The organism is Curtobacterium luteum, from assembly GCF_001475545.1.
Classification (GTDB): Bacteria; Actinomycetota; Actinomycetes; order Actinomycetales; family Microbacteriaceae; genus Curtobacterium; species Curtobacterium luteum_A.
The window spans coordinates 1-16,066 of sequence record NZ_LDQC01000009.1 but is presented as its reverse complement, the minus strand read 5'-3'; the positions used below and the strand labels follow the sequence as shown (position 1 = coordinate 16,066).

The 16,066-nt window shown below is 66.4% G+C and carries 16 protein-coding genes; 8 read left to right on the top strand and 8 right to left on the bottom strand.

Going from position 1 to position 16,066, the window contains the following annotated elements; all coding sequences use genetic code 11:
* The first annotated feature begins 48 nt into the window (after nt 1-48).
* The 4 genes from NS184_RS01590 (at nt 49) to NS184_RS01575 (ending at nt 5,033) form a co-directional block, all read left to right on the top strand.
* Nucleotides 49-405 carry an ArsR/SmtB family transcription factor gene (locus tag NS184_RS01590; protein WP_058724395.1) on the top strand — a complete coding sequence of 119 codons (357 nt, stop codon included), beginning with the start codon at nt 49-51 and terminating at the stop codon, nt 403-405.
* A gap of 49 nt (nt 406-454) precedes the next feature.
* The gene (locus tag NS184_RS01585) at nt 455-859 is read left to right on the top strand and encodes a hypothetical protein (protein ID WP_058724394.1); all 405 of its coding nucleotides are present in this window, start codon (nt 455-457) and stop codon (nt 857-859) included.
* Between the two features lie 130 nt (nt 860-989).
* Nucleotides 990-1,763: a hypothetical protein gene (locus NS184_RS01580; RefSeq protein ID WP_152998000.1), complete on the top strand. Its 774-nt coding sequence runs from the start codon at nt 990-992 to the stop codon at nt 1,761-1,763.
* A gap of 645 nt (nt 1,764-2,408) precedes the next feature.
* The gene (locus NS184_RS01575) at nt 2,409-5,033 is read left to right on the top strand and encodes a PHP domain-containing protein (protein ID WP_058724392.1); all 2,625 of its coding nucleotides are present in this window, start codon (nt 2,409-2,411) and stop codon (nt 5,031-5,033) included.
* Between the two features lie 12 nt (nt 5,034-5,045).
* Here the strand turns inward: NS184_RS01575 and NS184_RS01570 are convergent, their stop codons facing one another.
* From NS184_RS01570 to NS184_RS01560, 3 genes are all read right to left on the bottom strand, one after another.
* On the bottom strand, nt 5,046-6,239 hold the full coding sequence (locus NS184_RS01570; protein WP_152997999.1) for a recombinase XerD: 1,194 nt from the start codon (nt 6,237-6,239) through the stop codon (nt 5,046-5,048).
* Between the two features lie 310 nt (nt 6,240-6,549).
* Nucleotides 6,550-6,882, bottom strand: a complete 333-nt coding sequence (locus NS184_RS01565) for a helix-turn-helix domain-containing protein (RefSeq protein WP_058724390.1) — start codon at nt 6,880-6,882, stop codon at nt 6,550-6,552.
* The gene (locus tag NS184_RS01560; protein WP_058724389.1) at nt 6,879-7,985 is read right to left on the bottom strand and encodes a tyrosine-type recombinase/integrase; all 1,107 of its coding nucleotides are present in this window, start codon (nt 7,983-7,985) and stop codon (nt 6,879-6,881) included. The genes NS184_RS01565 and NS184_RS01560 overlap by 4 nt, the downstream gene beginning before the upstream one ends.
* A gap of 344 nt (nt 7,986-8,329) precedes the next feature.
* Between NS184_RS01560 and NS184_RS01555 the strand changes: the two genes are divergently transcribed.
* The gene (locus NS184_RS01555; protein WP_058724388.1) at nt 8,330-9,322 is read left to right on the top strand and encodes a lipid II:glycine glycyltransferase FemX; all 993 of its coding nucleotides are present in this window, start codon (nt 8,330-8,332) and stop codon (nt 9,320-9,322) included.
* Between the two features lie 12 nt (nt 9,323-9,334).
* Here the strand turns inward: NS184_RS01555 and NS184_RS01550 are convergent, their stop codons facing one another.
* Nucleotides 9,335-9,703 carry a VOC family protein gene (locus NS184_RS01550; RefSeq protein WP_058724387.1) on the bottom strand — a complete coding sequence of 123 codons (369 nt, stop codon included), beginning with the start codon at nt 9,701-9,703 and terminating at the stop codon, nt 9,335-9,337.
* Nucleotides 9,704-9,760: 57 nt separating this feature from the next.
* On the opposite strand from NS184_RS01550, the gene NS184_RS01545 reads away from it, so the two are divergent.
* Entirely contained in the window at nt 9,761-10,207 is a 447-nt protein-coding gene (locus NS184_RS01545; protein ID WP_058724386.1) for a MarR family winged helix-turn-helix transcriptional regulator, read from the top strand.
* Nucleotides 10,208-10,273: 66 nt separating this feature from the next.
* Here the strand turns inward: NS184_RS01545 and NS184_RS18135 are convergent, their stop codons facing one another.
* The 4 genes from NS184_RS18135 to NS184_RS01530 all read right to left on the bottom strand — a co-directional run bounded on the left by NS184_RS18135 (nt 10,274) and on the right by NS184_RS01530 (nt 14,228).
* On the bottom strand, nt 10,274-10,441 hold the full coding sequence (locus NS184_RS18135; protein ID WP_193750362.1) for a hypothetical protein: 168 nt from the start codon (nt 10,439-10,441) through the stop codon (nt 10,274-10,276).
* A gap of 93 nt (nt 10,442-10,534) precedes the next feature.
* Entirely contained in the window at nt 10,535-12,901 is a 2,367-nt protein-coding gene (locus tag NS184_RS01540; RefSeq protein WP_058724434.1) for an ATP-binding cassette domain-containing protein, read from the bottom strand.
* A gap of 80 nt (nt 12,902-12,981) precedes the next feature.
* Nucleotides 12,982-13,440 carry an NUDIX hydrolase gene (locus NS184_RS01535; RefSeq protein WP_058724385.1) on the bottom strand — a complete coding sequence of 153 codons (459 nt, stop codon included), beginning with the start codon at nt 13,438-13,440 and terminating at the stop codon, nt 12,982-12,984.
* Nucleotides 13,441-13,466: 26 nt separating this feature from the next.
* On the bottom strand, nt 13,467-14,228 hold the full coding sequence (locus tag NS184_RS01530) for an SDR family oxidoreductase (protein WP_058724384.1): 762 nt from the start codon (nt 14,226-14,228) through the stop codon (nt 13,467-13,469).
* Nucleotides 14,229-14,379: 151 nt separating this feature from the next.
* On the opposite strand from NS184_RS01530, the gene NS184_RS01525 reads away from it, so the two are divergent.
* The gene (locus NS184_RS01525) at nt 14,380-14,853 is read left to right on the top strand and encodes an NfeD family protein (protein WP_058724383.1); all 474 of its coding nucleotides are present in this window, start codon (nt 14,380-14,382) and stop codon (nt 14,851-14,853) included.
* Nucleotides 14,850-16,001 carry an SPFH domain-containing protein gene (locus NS184_RS01520; RefSeq protein ID WP_058724382.1) on the top strand — a complete coding sequence of 384 codons (1,152 nt, stop codon included), beginning with the start codon at nt 14,850-14,852 and terminating at the stop codon, nt 15,999-16,001. Before NS184_RS01525 ends, NS184_RS01520 begins: the two co-directional genes overlap by 4 nt.
* Nucleotides 16,002-16,066: the final 65 nt, after the last annotated feature.

The window sequence follows — 16,066 nt, the reverse complement described above, 5'->3', positions numbered from 1 at the left end:
ATGTGCGCAAATATAGACGCAGATCGAAGCGCGTGGGATGATGGTGCGATGACGACGATCGAGCTGCTCCCCATCCAGGACGTCACCGCATGCTGCTCGCCCGTCACAACCGAAGCGATGACGCAGGAGTCGGCTGAGGTCCTGGCGAAGTCGTTGAAGGCAATCGCTGACCCCGCACGCTTGCGGCTGATCTCGATGGTCGCTGCGCACGAGGGCGCGGAAGCGTGCGTGTGCGACCTGCAGGAACCGCTCGGGCTGTCTCAGCCGACCGTGTCGCACCACCTCAAGGTGCTCGTCGACGCCGGCATCCTGCACCGCGAGAAGCGCGGCACCTGGGCCTACTTCTCCCTCGTCCCCGGTGCCCTCGAGTCGGTCGCGGCACTGCTCACCTCACCCACCCGCTGATCACCAAACTCGCCTCGCGACGAAGCCTCCGCACGGTGAGGATGAAGACATGACCGACGAGCAAGAATCCAACCCAATCGCGGACGCCCGTGCACAGATCCGTTGGATGATGGAGGAGCAACGCAAGCAGCCGAAGGTGTTCACCGAGGTGAAGGACAGGGACCTCGTCACCTTGATGGACCGATTCGCTGGGTCGCTTGAGTTCAGCTCGATGCTCGTTGCTTCGCAACTGATCGCGGAAGTCAGCCGACGACAACTGTGGGATGCCGTCATCGAGCGGCGCACCGCCATGCTTGCTCTGGGACATCCTGACGAGGACCGAGCGACACTTCGAGATCGTGCGCAGCTGGAGCTGGACCACTTCCGGAACGAGCACTTCCCAGTTGACCCTGACATCTTCGGTGATGACGAAGCAAAGGCAGAGGCAGCTTGGAACGGCTACATCCAATTCTGATCGAACGATCGAAACCCGCGTCTAGCAAAGCGCTAAGGCGTGGGACCCTGGCGGCGATCACTACTACCGTACCCGTCCACAGAGACGGCACGCCGAGTCAGCGACCAGTACGACGTCGCGGGAGGTTCGCGTGGCCACGGTAGTGCTAGAGATCCGCTATCAATGGCCATCGCATCAGGTCGACCACTCTGCAGTCCGCCGTCACTTCAACGCTCCCCGCCTGACCGCCGCCGGCGAGGAGAACGGGCCAGTCACATTGCAGTTTCAACCCGATGCGACTCAACCAGCCACTCTGCAGTGGGTCCTCGGAGACCGAACCACGTGGACGATCGAGCCACCCGGCGAGACACTGCCGGGGCCCGAGGAGGCATGGAACGACTGGCAGAAGCAAGCGGACATGGCACTGTGGATGTTCCGCAGTGACCTCGCGAGCGGAGCTAAACGTCACTCGGTTATCGACGCCCTACTCATCGGTGAGGTCCTGTTCTACGCAGCGGACGGAAACACCGTCATGCGGTACCCCCATGAACCAGTGCCGGAGGAGACCCCGCAACCCGACGGCTACGCCGCTTGCTCGACTGGAAAGGCATGGGCTGACAACTGGCAGTTCGACTTTGAGCCCCTGTCCGGCGAAGAAGACGACTGGGTTGGCCTGATCTGGCAAGCAGACGAACGTCGATGGTTGGATGCTGCCACGTACGAACCGGTCGACGAAGACGAACATCCCGAGCTCATCAGCTTCGCCGAGCAGGATCTTCAGCGCATCCGCCGCGCTGAACAGATCGCAGATGCATGGTACGAGGCGTATCTACTGGTCCTCATCAACCTGTTCACTGACGGAGTCAGTATTGAGCATCGACGACGCGCAGTTCGGCGAGACGACCTGAGCGCTGGGCTCTCTTGATGCAGAGTAGGGGTGAATCACTCTATGCGAGCACCAAGGTGCGTAGCGGTCACGCCGCCGCGTAGTCAGTTGCATTGAGGAACACCGGCGGGGCTGTCAACTAATATGTTCGCCTCCGAATTTGAGGACAGGTCCTTTGCCAGGTGGATAAGACACTCGGCGGGCGACCTGACTCATTCTCTAGCTGGCCAGCCGAGTGAGCGAGTGCCCCTGAGTTATTGATCTCTCGGGACCGGTCGAGTAGGAGACTCGAGGAAACCAGGTCCGAAGCGGGCAACGAGCTGATCCTGCGCCGTGCGCAACATCTTTCGAAATCCGCAGGGATCCGAGATGTGCATCGACGTCGAAGCTCAGGCCGAGGGCGAAACCGCTGAGTGCTCCAGTATTGGCACAAACGTCGGCGCAGGTAGGTAGGCGGGAACCTCATGGCGTCGATCTGATCGTCGTGTCATCTTCCGCCTTGCAGATGGTTCATGTCATCAGGGAGGACCATTTCCTCGGGCGAGTAGCCATCCGGTTGAAGCACCGACAGTAGTTTCGGACTTGTCGTTCCCGCCAGGTTCGTGCTCTACTTAGGAGGTCCTCGTTTAGGGGGACAAAGAAGCGGTTTGAGCACTCAAGCGCACCGAACTGGGGGAGAACATCATGACGGAGCACGTCGACGAGAGCTGGGCCCGATTCTGGGCTGTCGACCTGCACGTCCACACCCCTGGCTCGCAAGACGCCGACGACGCGCACTACGGCACTCCGGAAGATGTCGTTCAGGCGGCGCTCGACCAGGGACTCGCAGCGATCGCCGTGACAGACCACAACACCGCCGCGTGGTGTGATCGCATGTCCGATGCCGCGCGCGACACACCTCTCGTTGTCCTCCCCGGGGTTGAGCTCAGCACTCGCGAGGGACACCTGCTCGGGATCTGGGAAGAGGGGACCCCCGCTCAGCAGATTGAGGACGTTCTCCTCAAGCTCGGCATCAGCCGCGGCGACTTCGGCGCAACTAACGTGACCGCGGCGTACGGGATGGGGGAGTGCGCAACGCAGATTGAGGCCGCGAACGGTCTCGCGATCGCGGCCCACATTGACAAAGAGCGCGGCCTGCTACGCCAGCAGGTACAGACCTATGTGAATGAGCTCCTCGCGCACCCCCACATCGCCGGGTTCGAATACGTTCGCGCCGAGACCGTGGCGACGGTCGAGGCCAAACTCGGCGACAGCCGTACGCCAGCAATGGTGCGGCACTCTGACACTTTCAGCGCCGAACTGGGCCACCACGCGCTCTCGGGAATCGGGCTCCGTCGCACCTGGTACAAAGCGGCCCGCCCGGATCTCCTCGGCGTCCGCTACGCACTCGAAGACCCGGGACTGCGAATCCGTACGGTCGACCCAACCGCGTCGGAGGCGCATCCGACCATCGAGCGGGTGGAGATCACCGCCGGCTTTCTCGGCGGTACGATCATCGACCTGAGCCCAGACCTGAACTGTCTGCTCGGAGGTACGGGCGCCGGGAAGTCCCTTGTACTTGAGAGCATCCGCTTCGCCGTCGACCAGCAGGTGGACGCCGCGGCGTTTGCCGCCATCCGCGAAGAAGTCGACCTCCGCCTCTCGCTCGCTCTCGGTGTCGGAACGACGGTGCATGTGACCGCGTCCGTGGGAGGTGAGACGTACCGGTTCAGTAGACGGCTCACCGCCCCGCCGTCCGCGCCAGAAGTCGCACAACGGCTGGGGGATGAGTGGGTTGCCATCGAACGCGGCCCGGCTCTCATCCTGCCGGTCGCCGCCTTCTCTCAGGGCGAGATCCTTGAGTACTCCCGCCAACCCGTGGGGCGTGTCGGACTCGTTGATGCGCACATCGATCTCGTCGAGATCGACAGCCGAATCGAAGCTGCCGAGGCCGCCCTCGCCGCCAACGCGACGGACCTCGTCGAGTCACGGAAGCGATACGAAGACCTCGGCAAAAAGTCGTCGACAGCCCCGACCCTGACTACACGCGAGAGTGAACTTTCCGGTTTCTTCGATCAAGATCTTGTCAACGAGCAGCGAGAGTGGTCCAGCGAGCGCTCTGACCTGTCTGCGTTTCGCACGGAGATCGACGGCTGGAGTCTCCAACTCCCGGACCCACCGGTGGTACCCGCCGCACGAATCGACGGTCACGAAGCAGCCTTCCAAAGGTTGACTCAGAAACAAGCCGCATTTGAAACTACGATCACTCGCGCCAGGAGTGATACAGCCTCCGCGCGGAGGGCGCTGCTAGACGAACTCATCGCCGTCCGGCAAGAACTGGACGGGTCTTATGCCGCATTCGAGAACACGCTCCAGGAGCGGCTCGCACAGTCCGGTCAAAGCACCATGGCGAGCCTCTTGGCCGAGCTGCAGGCTGTGCAGGCCGCGCTCACGCTGGCGAACAGCGCAGCCAAGGACCTCAGCGACTCCGCGGCACCGGAACTGACCCGACTCTTGGTCGAGCGAGAAGGACTCCTCACGCAGCTAAAGGGTGCCCGTGATGACCGACGTGACCTGCGCCGCCGCCGCGTCAAGGTACTGAACAAGGAAACCGCCGGGATCGTCAAGCTGGACGTGCCGAACGGATCCGATCGCACCGAGTACCGCGCCCGCTTGGAAGAGATCAAGGTCGGGTCGCATCTCCAGGGGCCAGTCCTCGACACCATCTCCGAGAAGATCCACCCGTATTCGCTCGCCCGGGCGATCTGGTCCGGCGACCATTCACTGCTGGGGCCGCTCCCAGACGGCGTTAACGCCACCGACATCGCCCGACTGCAGACTAATATCGCCGACAAGGCGCTATGGTCGGAGCTCCTGGCGATGCAGATCGTCGATCTCCCCGACAAGCTAGACGTTAAATTCAAGAAGCCCGAAGGCGACGACTACGTTCCAATCGAACACCTCTCCCACGGCCAAAAATGCACCGCGGTCTTGGTCATCCTCCTTGCTGACGGTGACACGCCCGTTCTTGTTGACCAACCCGAGGATGCCCTTCACGCGCCATGGATTGAGGACTACCTTGTCGATCGGCTCCGCGATCTCCGAGGCACCCGCCAGTACTTGTTCGCCACCCGAAGCGCAGGACTCGTGGTGAGCGCGGACGCGGAGCAACTGGTGACCATGAAAGCGACGGCCACGCGAGGTGAGGTCGAAGCTCGCGGATCGCTGGAACGGCACGACGTCAATACGCTTGCGCTGCATCATCTCGAGGGAGGCAAGGTGCCGTTTGACAGGCGCGCCCGGAAACTCCGCGCCTCGATCAACGCGTGACTTCGGCGCCGTTCACCGACGCGGGCGCCGCGCCTCCAGGCCCTGTCGCGCGGAGACGTACCGTTCGTATTGTGAGCCACGGTAGCGCTCGTGCTGCCCAAGGGCGGTGTAACTGAACCCCAGCGCATCGGCGACCATAGGAGCAGGCATCGCCGCGACGAGCTCGTCCAGAGCGCCGTTCTTTGCCGCGAGAACATTCACGCCAAGGCCGGCGATGACAGTGCGGAGGTGGTTCTGCGTCACATGCGAGCCGGCACGGGTTCCGGGAAACAGGAACGGATTCCGAGCCACGTTCCCCGTCCGATCTCGTGATCGCGCCGCGAGGTGATCGCGGACAAGGCTTGCAAACGGTTCGGGGATGGGGACCTGATCGGAGACGACCTCGAGAACTAGTCTCGAGTCGTCCAGTTCTCGGATGACTGTCAGAGGGAACTCGACGATCCGCGCGACGGGTTGCGCGAAGACGAGCAGAAGTAACATCGCCACGCGATCGGCCGGGGTGACCGTTTCATCTTGCAGGAACGAGCCGATGGCGGCAAGGCGCTCTTCCTGACTAATCCGGCGCGTGCTTCGAGCAGGCCGGCGGGGGACGTCGAGAGGGACCGTGTCTTGAGCGCGTGAGGCGAACAGCAGGAACTGGCGAACGGTGTATCGTGTGGTGGCCCCGGTAACGAGCCACTCGTCGACATCGGCCTGACTGCACTGAGCCAGGGGCATGCCCCGGCTAGAAATCCACCCGACGAAGTCGACTGCGACCGTGATCTCCTGCTTCGCGTTATGCACGCTTCGCTGGCTATCCCATCGTTCCGTCCCTGCGCGCAGCCGTTTCAAGTGGTGCCATCGAGCGAACCGGTCCACGGCATCCCGTGCTGTCTTGTCGTCAATGGACGCGATCTTCGACGTGATCCACATCTCGAACTGCGCAAGGGGTTCGTCACGCCGGGGGAGTGCGTCCACGTCGACCAGAAGAGCGCGCATGTGCCGGACGGCAGCGTCTTGAGGGAGCGCATCGAACGATTCGTGCGTTAGGGGCAATTCTCCCGATCCGAGCGCGTGCAACAAATCCCGGGGCCGCTTCAATCGAAGCCATTGGTAAATACTTGCCTGCCGGTCCGCACTCAAAAGCCGGTCGCGAAGACGGTCTAGGGCCGGGTCTGCCGCGGGACGGTCGAGCCGGAGGTATTCGTTCAGATCGACTCGGTTCACGCACCTCTCGCACTGCCCGGCTCGCTTCAGGGCCCCTTCCTCGCCGCACGTGCCACATCGGAACGACATGCGGATCCCTGCGCAGTCACCGCAGATTGCTGCGCCTCGACTGTCTCGCCCGGGGAGAAGCCGGGCGATGCCGCACCTGGCGCAGCGTCCGGACGTATGTATCGCCTCGTCGAAGCAGCGGCCACAGATCCGCCCTTCGGGAAACGAGTACTTCACCCGCGGCACCATCTCGTGGCATCGAGGGCAGTCGACGGCGCCCGCCGCTCGAGGTCTTCCACGACCTCGACGAGGAGCAGAGGGTTCAGTCATCTCGGGTCACCCGCGCCCGCCGCGGTCGGGCCTTCGAGTCGGGTGCGTCGTACCGCGGCGCCGCGTTGACGGCCCTCGTCAGCGCCGCATCCACCGCGGTGACGGTTATCAGGTCCGCGGGCGTGCACTTGAACACGTCGCAGATTGCGGCGAGGACAGGCAGGGAGATGCGCTCGGGGCGCTGCTTAACCAGGCGCCAGATCTGGGCTGCGGACAGGTTGATGCCCCGTTCAACGAGATGGGGCGCGAGGTCCGTGGAGTTGTGCATGCCGTTGCGTGCCATCAGCTCGGCCAGGTGCCAGGTGTAATCGGTGTCGCGTCTCATGAGCTTCCCGTCGTCGTTTGAAGGGCATCTCCCATCATGCCGTCCAGCACAGCCCGCAACGTGGACGTTCGGTAGTCGCTCGAGACGCCGGTGTAGATCGCCGTGGTCGAAGCGTATTCGTGTCCGACCTGCTGCTGCACGAACAGCGCATCGAAACCGTCTTCGATCAAATGTGTGATGTATGAGCGTCGCAGGGAGTGGAACGTGACTTCCTCGCCAAGTCCAATCTCGGCGCGGACCCGGCGGAACTTGGACTGCAGCGTCGCCTCCGAGACAAGCGTTGATCGCTCAGTGGGGAAGAGGTCGAGCGACTCGCCGCGGAACCGAGCACTTCGCTCTACCCATTCGGAGAGAATCTCAGACCCCCAAGGCAGGACCGCGAGCACGTTTCGTTGCTTGTAACCGCTGCCCTTCATGGCTTTGCCAAAGCGCACGTTGAGGTGCCCGTATTTGCCGAACTCCGGCGCGTAGGGGTTCCTGGTGAAATCGACGGTCTGCAGGTGGCGGACCTCGTTGATGCGGAGTCCGAACATATAGGCAGTCTTCAGCACGGTGGCGTCACGGAACGCCGACATCCACCCCTTGCGCCCAAGACGCGCGATTCGGTCGGCGTCGTCATCCGCCACGTCGAAGAGGGATTGGAGCTCGCCTCGAGTGAACGCGCGCCTACCTCCACCGTGCTCGACGTCCTGCACATGGCGCGCCGTGTTCCAGTCGTTGATCACTCGTACGGGATGAGTCCCGAAGAGCTCAAGGCAGCGTTCAACCCACCCATAGCCAGGGTCGCAAACGTAGTCGCAGAAGAGCTTCAGCGCGTTTTGGTAGCTGCGGATTGTGGTGTGGAGGTTGTGGTGAACCGATCGACGATCGGCGAAGAACTCATCGACTGACTGCAGCGTCCAGTCCCACGGGTACGTGCCAGCGTGATCGACGAAGATCCGCACCAACCGTTCGCGCTGCTCAACCGTCTTGAGGGCGAGGCTCCGGGCAAGCTGCTGATTTCGGAAACCATGCAGCATCTCCTCGAACGTCTGCGCATCAGGGCGGAGAAGGGGGAGTCGGTGAGGGTCTACGACGAACAGGCCCCGGTCGTCAACAGTCATTCCGATCCTTTCACAAGACGCGAGAATCATGCATCAGCTGAAGGATCCGCGCAAGCAGTGGGGTTAGATCGGCGCGTCTGGACTTCGCGCGGCGAGTCGCGTGGCCCGCTCGCAGGGAGCGAGCGCCCCAAATATCCCCGTAGACGAGCAAAGGTGGCTCGGGCCAGTGGTCGGAGTAGCTCGAGGCCAGGATCTTGCGTTTGGTTGGATAATACCGGGTTGAGTTGACATAATATGCATTATCGGCGCTCCGCGGAACAGCGAGGGTCGGGGTCGCGGCGGCTTGCCGCAGAGTTCTCGCACTCAGCCGGATCGCCACGTCTGCGGTGCCTAGGCTCCTGGTCGTGGGTACGACGATGTGGTTCCGGTCAGCGCGCGATGCACTCGAGTGGGATGCGCTCGTCTCGGCACACCCAGCAGCAACCGGCTTCCACGACTGGGCGTGGCTCACGATGCAGGCCGAGTGCTTCGAGTGGCGCTTCGAGCCGCTCATCGTGACGTCCGACGGTGTGCCGATCGGCGTGTTCCCGGTCCTGCTGCACCGCGGCGTCCCCGCGCGAGCCGTGTTGCCGCCGTTCCCGTTCGTCGGCCCGCTCGTCCCCGAGCACCTCTTGGCCGCGGTCCTCCGCGCCTTCCGCCGATGGCAGCTGCGGCACGGCGTCCTCGTGGCCCGGTACGACCTCGGCCCGGACGTCGCGCCGGATCCCGGCGCCGTGACGCGCGGCGCCGGCGTGACCGGTCTGCCGGACCGGACCTACGTGGTCGACCTCGTCGACGCGACGCCCGAACGCCTGCTCATGGAGATGAAGCGTGGTGCACGGCAAGCGATCCGGGTCGCCGAGCGCAAGGGCGTGACGATCAGGCCGTCCCGGTCCGGCGAGGTCGCCGAGTACCTGCCGCACGTCCTGAACGAGTCGTACGAGAGCCGCGGCGTGCCGTCGCCGTACCCGCAGGACATCGGCGCTCGGGTCGAACGGCTCGCCGCGACACAGGACGACGTCTACACTGCCACCGCCCTCGTCGACGGCACGGTCGCCGGTGTGATCGTCGCACTGACCGGGCACTCCGTCGTCACCGGCTGGGCGGGCGGGACGCTCCGGGCGTTCCGTGCGGCGAACCCGAGCACCGCGCTCTACTTCGACGTCCTTCGCCACGCGCTCGAGCACGGACACCGGGCCGTCGACCTCGTCGGGTACGTCGACGAGGGGATCAGCCGGTTCAAGATGTCGCTCGGGGCGGAGGAGCGTCCGTTCACGACCGTGGTGTCTTCTCCCCTGCCGCCGATCGTCCGCAGAGCGGCCCTCGCCGCCCGTCGGCGCGCAGCCGTCCACGGCTGAGTCAGGACCGCGTCACGCCCGGTCGTGCAGTGTGACGTGGTAGCCGTCCGGGTCCGCGAAGGTGAACGTCCGACCGAACGGACCGTCGAACGGTGCTGTCACGATGCGGTGCCCGTCAGCCGCGAGCGCGTCGTGGACGTCCTGCACGTCGTCTGCGTGGAACCAGGCGGCGATGCCGAGGCCAGGCTGTTCGACGGCTCCCACGTCGGTGCCCGGCACGACGTCGCGCAGCGCGAAGGCGATCGGCTGCGTGGTGAACACGACCGCGTGCGGCGGACCCGCGGGTGATCGCACGAGGCCGAGGTACCGCTCGTAGAACGCCTGGGCGGCACCGAGGTCGCGAACCTGGAACGAGATGAAGTCGGGGCCGGTGACGGGCATGGTGGGCTCCTTGGTTGTGTCAGTTTCCTGACATGGAGCTTATGTCAGAATACTGACATGAGTCAAGACTCCCCCGGCATCGACCTCGACACCTCGCTCGGGTACCTCCTCAAGGAGGCATCGAGTGCCCTGCGTGCCGCGATGGAGGACGTCCTGCGCCCGTTGGGCATGAACATCACGCACTACTCGTGTCTCGAACTGCTGGCGCAGCGGCCAGGGCTGTCGAACTCCGAGCTCGCCCGGGGAGCGTTCGTCACGCGGCAGACCATGAACGTCCTGCTGCAGACGCTCGAGCACGACGGGACGGTCGTCCGAGCAACGGACGCGACGGTCGGCCGGGTGGTGCCGGTGACGCTGACCGAGAAGGGGCGCGCTGACCTGGCCCGGGCCACGGCTGCGGTCCGCGGCGTGGAGGACCGGATGGTCTCGGGGATGACCGGACCCGAGCGGACGGCGGCGTTCCGCGCGCTCCGGTCGATGGCCACCGCGCTCCGCGGCGGCTGATCGAGCAGCGAGGGGTCGTGCGGAGCGGCGCAGGGCGGGACCACGATGCCCCGCCCTGCAGCAGTCTCACTCCCCCGAGTCGTCGTCGCTCTCGGTCGGGACGTCCTCGGCGTCGATCTCGAGCGCGGCGTCCTCGCGACCGGACTCCTCGAGGAACTGCTCGTCGGTGTCGGGCTGCTCGGGCGATCCGGCGGCGGTGGTCTCTTCGGCGGGGTCAGGCTGGCTGTACGTCATGCGCTGGACCGTACGCCCGCTCCGCTGAGCGCCGCTGACCGAGTGCGCTGGTCGGCCGGTGCCCCGCCGCTGCCCGTCGGCCGCCGACGCCCGTCAGGCCCCGACGAAGTCAGCCAGGTACCGCGCGGTCAGCGTGGATCGCGTCGAGACGAGCTGTGCCGGAGTGCCTTCGAACACGACGCGGCCGCCGTCGTGACCTGCGCCGGGGCCGAGGTCGATGATCCAGTCGGCGTGCGCCATGACGGCCTGGTGGTGCTCGATGACGATCACCGTGCGGCCTGCGTCCACCATCCGGTCCAGGAGACCGAGCAGCCCGGCGACGTCCGCGAGGTGGAGCCCGGTGGTCGGCTCGTCGAGCACGATCACTCCCCCGGGTTCGCCGAGGTGCACAGCGAGCTTCAGACGCTGGCGCTCGCCGCCGGACAGGGTCGTGAGCGGCTGTCCGATCGTCAGGTACCCGAGGCCGACGTCGACGAGCCGTCGGAGGACCGCGTGCGCCGCGGGCAGGCGTGCGTCGCCGTCCGCGAAGAACCGTTCGGCCTCGGACACCGACATCGACAACACCTCGCTGATGTCCTTGCCACCCAGTCGGTACGCGAGCACCGATTGGTCGAACCGTCGGCCCCCGCACTCGGCGCACGTCGTCGAGACGCCCGCCATCATGCCGAGGTCCGTGTAGACGACGCCCGCTCCGTTGCACGCAGGGCAGGCACCCTCCGAGTTGGCACTGAACAGCGCGGGCTTCACGCCGTTCGCCTTCGCGAACGCCTTCCGGATCGGTTCGAGCAGGCCCGTGTACGTGGCCGGGTTGCTCCGCCGGGAGCCACGGATCGCTCCCTGGTCGATGGTGACGACGCCCTCGCGGTGCGACAGTGCGCCGTGGATCAGCGAGCTCTTGCCGGATCCGGCGACGCCCGTGACGACCGTCAGGACCCCGACGGGGACGTCGACGTCCACGTCGCGCAGGTTGTGCGCCGCGGCACCCCGTATCTCGATCGTGCCGGTGGGCGCCCGGACATCGGCACGCAGGGCCTGTCGGTCACCGAGGTGTCGCCCGGTCACCGTGTCGCTCGTCCGGAGCGCGTCCACCGTGCCCTCGAAGCAGACCCGGCCGCCCTCGGATCCGGCGCCGGGGCCGAGATCGACCACGTGGTCAGCGATGGCGATGACCTCCGGCTTGTGCTCGACCACCAGCACCGTGTTGCCCTTGTCACGGAGGCGCAGGAGGAGTTCGTTCATCCGCTCGACGTCGTGCGGGTGCAGCCCCGTGCTCGGCTCGTCGAACACGTACGTCACGTCGCTCAGTGCCGACCCGAGGTGCTTCACCATCTTCACGCGCTGCCCCTCTCCCCCGGAGAGCGTCCCGGTCGGACGGTCGAGCGACAGGTAGCCGAGGCCGATCTCGACGAACGAGTCGACGGCGTCGCGGAGCCCGTCGAGCAACGGGCCGACGCTCGGCGCGTCGAGCGCCCGGAGCCAGACAGCGACGTCGCTGATCTGCATGGCGCAGACGTCGGCGATGTTCTTCCCGTCGATCCGGGAGGACCGGGCGGTGTCGTTGAGGCGGGTCCCGGCGCACGCGGGACAGGTCGTGAACGTCACGGCCCGGTCGACGAAGGCGCGGATGTGCGGCTGCATCGCCTCGCGGTCCTTCTGGAGGAACGAGCGACGAACGCGCAGCACCAGCCCCTCGTAGGTCATGTTGATGCCGGCGATCTTCCGTTTCGTCGGCTCGCGGTAGAGGAAGTCCTGCCGCTCCTGCTCGGTGAACTCCCGGACGGGCTTCGTCTTGTCGACGTACCCGGACTCGGCGAACATGCGGACGTTCCAGCCGTCCGTGCCGTAGCCGGGGATGGTGATCGCGCCGTCGGCGAGCGACCTCGTGTCGTCGAAGAGCTGCGTGAGGTCGATGTCGGTCACCTGCCCGCGCCCTTCGCAGTCGGCGCACATCCCCCCGAGCCGGTTGTAGGTGACGCGCTCGGCCTTGACGTTCGTGCCCTTCTGCACGGTGATCGCTCCCCCGGCCGACACCGTCGCGAGGTTGAACGAGAACGCGTTCGGGCCGCCGATGTGCGGACGGCCGAGGCGGCTGAAGAGCACGCGCAGCATCGCGTTGGCGTCCGTGACCGTGCCGACGGTCGAGCGGGGGTCAGCTCCGATGCGCTCCTGGTCGACGACGATCGCGGTGGTCAGGCCGTCGAGCAGGTCGACGTCTGGACGACCGAGCGAGGGCATGAACCCCTGCACGAACGCGCTGTACGTCTCGTTGATCATCCGTTGCGACTCGGCGGCGACCGTGCCGAAGACGAGCGAGCTCTTGCCGGACCCGGACACGCCGGTGAAGACCGTCAGTCGGCGCTTCGGCAGGTCGACGTCGACGTCCCGCAGGTTGTGCTCCCGCGCGCCGCGGACGCGGATGCGGTCGTGCTGGTCTGCGGCGTGGCCGGAACCGGTATGCATGTACATCACCGTAGTCTCCGGGTCGTCGGGCCGACACCGAGGCGGAGTCGGGCCGTGCCTCCAGGCCGCCGCGGAGCGGGTCAGCCTCCGGATGCAGCGCGACGCACCAGGTCGGGGAGCTCCGCCGGCTCGAACGACTCCTCGGTCGACGCGAGCTCGTCCGCGGTCCACCAGCGCGACGCCACGATGTCGACGCGTTCGTCGTCGGTCCAACCGCTGTCGTCGAGTTCGAAGCCGTCGGTGTGCACGACGTAGAACTCGGCGTGGCCACGATCGTGGTCGGCCTGGTCCCACGTCACGTCGAAGTCCTGCGACCAGACGCTCTCGCCGGGATCGGCGACGACGATGCCCGTCTCCTCGCGGAGCTCGCGGACCGCCGCGTCACGGTGCGACTCCCCCGGGTCCACGCCACCGCCGGGTGTGATCCAGCGGTGGAAGCCGTCGGAGGACGGGGCGCGGGTGTCCATGAGGAACACCCGGCCGTCCGGGTCCAGCAGGAGGATGCGGGAGGTGCGGCGCAGGCCGGGCTTCGCGGTCACGCGGTCGACGCTACGCGCCGTGCCCCCTACGCGCCGAAGCCGCTGACGTCACCGACGAGCTTGGTGTGGTCGGCCGGGACCGGCTCGATCGCAGCCAGGGCGATCTCGGCGGCGAACTCGGAGACGCTGTAGAGCTTGCCGACCTCCTGACGGCGTCCTTCGATCGCGCCGGGGTTGAGACGATTGAGCAGCGTCGCGGTGATGGTGCCCTCGATCATGTCGCCGGAGACGACGACGAACTCGATCCCGGCGGCCTCGAGCTGCGGGAGCAGCTCGCGCAGCGCGAGTTCGCCGGCGCGCTTGCTCTTGGCGACGGGGACGTACTCGTCCATCGTCTCGGCGGTCTCGACGAAGTGCGCCTGGTGACTGGTCACGAACACGACACGGGACCCGGCCGGCATGTGCGGCACCGCGGTGCGGAGCATGTCGACCTGTGCATCGCGGTTCAGGCGGAGCGCGTAGTCCTCGCCGAGTCCGGACTCCATGCCGCCCGACGCGTTGAGCACGAGGAGGTCGATGCCGCCCCAGGCCGCGACGACCTGGTCGACCATCGCCTGGACGGAGTCGTGGTCGGTCAGGTCGGCTCCGACGGCGAGTGCCGAGCCACCACCGGCGACGATCTTCTCCGCGATCTGCTCGGCCCGCTTGGCCTTGTTCCGGTAGTTCACCACGACCTTGGCGCCGGCCTCGGCCAGGTACCCGACGGTGTCGGCGCCGATGCCGCGCGACGAACCCGTCACGAGGGCGCGCTTGTCGGCGAGGGATCCGGGGGCGAGGGGGTTGCTCACAGTCGTGCTCCAGGTGGGGTCGGAGGTCTCGTTGCCGCAACGAGCCTACCGTCCGGGGCGCGGCCGTCGGTCGCAGGTGATATGTTGAACGGAGTTTGACCGGCCGTCGCGACGCAGCGAACGCCGTGCGCGACCGAGGGAGGGAGATCGCGTGTCCGGACCCGACTGGATCCAGACCATCGTGTGGATCGGGCTCGTGCTGATCCTGGGGGTGGTCGAGATCTTCACACTCGACTTCATCTTCATCATGCTCGCGGCGGGAGCCGCCGGGGGGTTGATCGCAGCCCTGCTCGGTGCGCCGTGGTGGCTGTCCGCGCTCGTCGCGGCCGCCCTCGCCCTCCTCCTGTTGCTGCTGGTCCGCCCGCGCCTCCTGCACGCACTGAACCGCGGCGCCGACCCGCACCGCACCGGCATCGACGGACTCGTCGGCCTCTCCGGCACCGTCGCGGTCGCCTTCACCTCGTCCTCCCCCGGGCAGGTCCGACTCGCCAACGGCGAGACCTGGAGCGCCCGGCTCGCGGGACCGTCCACCGACCGCCTGCCCGCCCTGGGCACCCCTGTCGTCGTCGAGTCCATCGAGGGCTCGACCGCCGTCGTCCGCATCGATCAGAAAGACGCCTCATGACCTCCCTCTCAACGGGGACGATCCTGCTCCTCCTGCTCATCCTCGTCGTCGTCATCTTCGTGATCGTCGTGCTCGCCCGTGCGATCCGGATCGTGCCGCAGGCGACCGCCGGCATCGTGGAACGGCTCGGCAAGTACCACAAGACACTCAGCCCCGGTCTGAACCTGCTCGTGCCGTTCATCGACCGGCTGCGCCCCCTGATCGACATGCGCGAGCAGGTCGTCTCGTTCCCGCCGCAGCCCGTGATCACCGAGGACAACCTCGTCGTGTCGATCGACACCGTCGTCTACTTCCAGGTGACCGACGCCCGCGCGGCGACCTACGAGATCGCCAACTACCTCGGCGCCGTCGAGCAGCTCACCACCACCACGCTCCGCAACGTCGTGGGTGGCCTGAACCTCGAAGAGGCCCTGACCAGCCGGGACAACATCAACGGCCAGCTCCGTGTCGTGCTCGACGAGGCCACGGGCAAGTGGGGCATCCGCGTCGGTCGTGTCGAGCTCAAGGCGATCGAGCCGCCGGTGTCGATCCAGGACGCCATGGAGCAGCAGCTCCGTGCCGAGCGGAACCGCCGTGCGGCGATCCTGCAGGCCGAGGGGACCAAGCAGTCGCAGATCCTCGAGGCCGAGGGCCAGCGCCAGGCCGCGATCCTCCAGGCAGAGGGCGACGCGAAGGCGCAGGTCCTCCGGGCCGAGGGTGAGGCACAGGCGATCGCGACCGTGTTCGACGCGATCCACACCGGAGACCCGGACGAGAAGCTCCTGTCGTACCAGTACCTGCAGACCCTGCCGAAGCTGGCCGAGGGCACGGCGAACAAGCTCTGGATGATCCCGAGCGAGTTCACCAAGGCGCTGTCCGGCATCGCGGAGGGCTTCACAGCGGGCCGCAGTGGCGGTGCGCCGGGTGCCGGTGGGCCTGGCGGCAGTGACTTCCTGGAGCGCATCTCAAAGCTCGCGAACGAGAGTCTGGCGAACACGGCAGCAGCGAACGTCGCGGCGTCGTCGACTCCCAGGCCGGACGCCACCGCGGCGGACATCGTGCCGGAGTCCGACCTCGACCAGCGTCTGGCCGAGTCCGACAGGAGCGTCGACGCGCGGCTGGCAGCGGCCGACGAGGCAACGGACGAGGAACTCGGCAACGCCAAGTAGGACGCACACGACGTCGAGCGCACACGAAGAAGCCCGCCCCGGAGATCCGGGGCGGGCTTCTTCGT

Bases quoted from the DNA above. Each gene is read 5' to 3' on its own strand.
- NS184_RS01590 (WP_058724395.1), top strand. From the start codon at position 49: ATGACGACGATCGAGCTGCTCCCCATCCAGGACGTCACCGCATGCTGC.
- NS184_RS01585 (WP_058724394.1), top strand. From the start codon at position 455: ATGACCGACGAGCAAGAATCCAACCCAATCGCGGACGCCCGTGCACAG.
- NS184_RS01575 (WP_058724392.1), top strand. From the start codon at position 2,409: ATGACGGAGCACGTCGACGAGAGCTGGGCCCGATTCTGGGCTGTCGAC.
- NS184_RS01565 (WP_058724390.1), bottom strand. From the start codon at position 6,882: ATGAGACGCGACACCGATTACACCTGGCACCTGGCCGAGCTGATGGCA.
- NS184_RS01560 (WP_058724389.1), bottom strand. From the start codon at position 7,985: ATGACTGTTGACGACCGGGGCCTGTTCGTCGTAGACCCTCACCGACTC.
- NS184_RS01550 (WP_058724387.1), bottom strand. From the start codon at position 9,703: ATGCCCGTCACCGGCCCCGACTTCATCTCGTTCCAGGTTCGCGACCTC.
- NS184_RS01545 (WP_058724386.1), top strand. From the start codon at position 9,761: ATGAGTCAAGACTCCCCCGGCATCGACCTCGACACCTCGCTCGGGTAC.
- NS184_RS18135 (WP_193750362.1), bottom strand. From the start codon at position 10,441: ATGACGTACAGCCAGCCTGACCCCGCCGAAGAGACCACCGCCGCCGGA.
- NS184_RS01540 (WP_058724434.1), bottom strand. From the start codon at position 12,901: ATGCATACCGGTTCCGGCCACGCCGCAGACCAGCACGACCGCATCCGC.
- NS184_RS01520 (WP_058724382.1), top strand. From the start codon at position 14,850: ATGACCTCCCTCTCAACGGGGACGATCCTGCTCCTCCTGCTCATCCTC.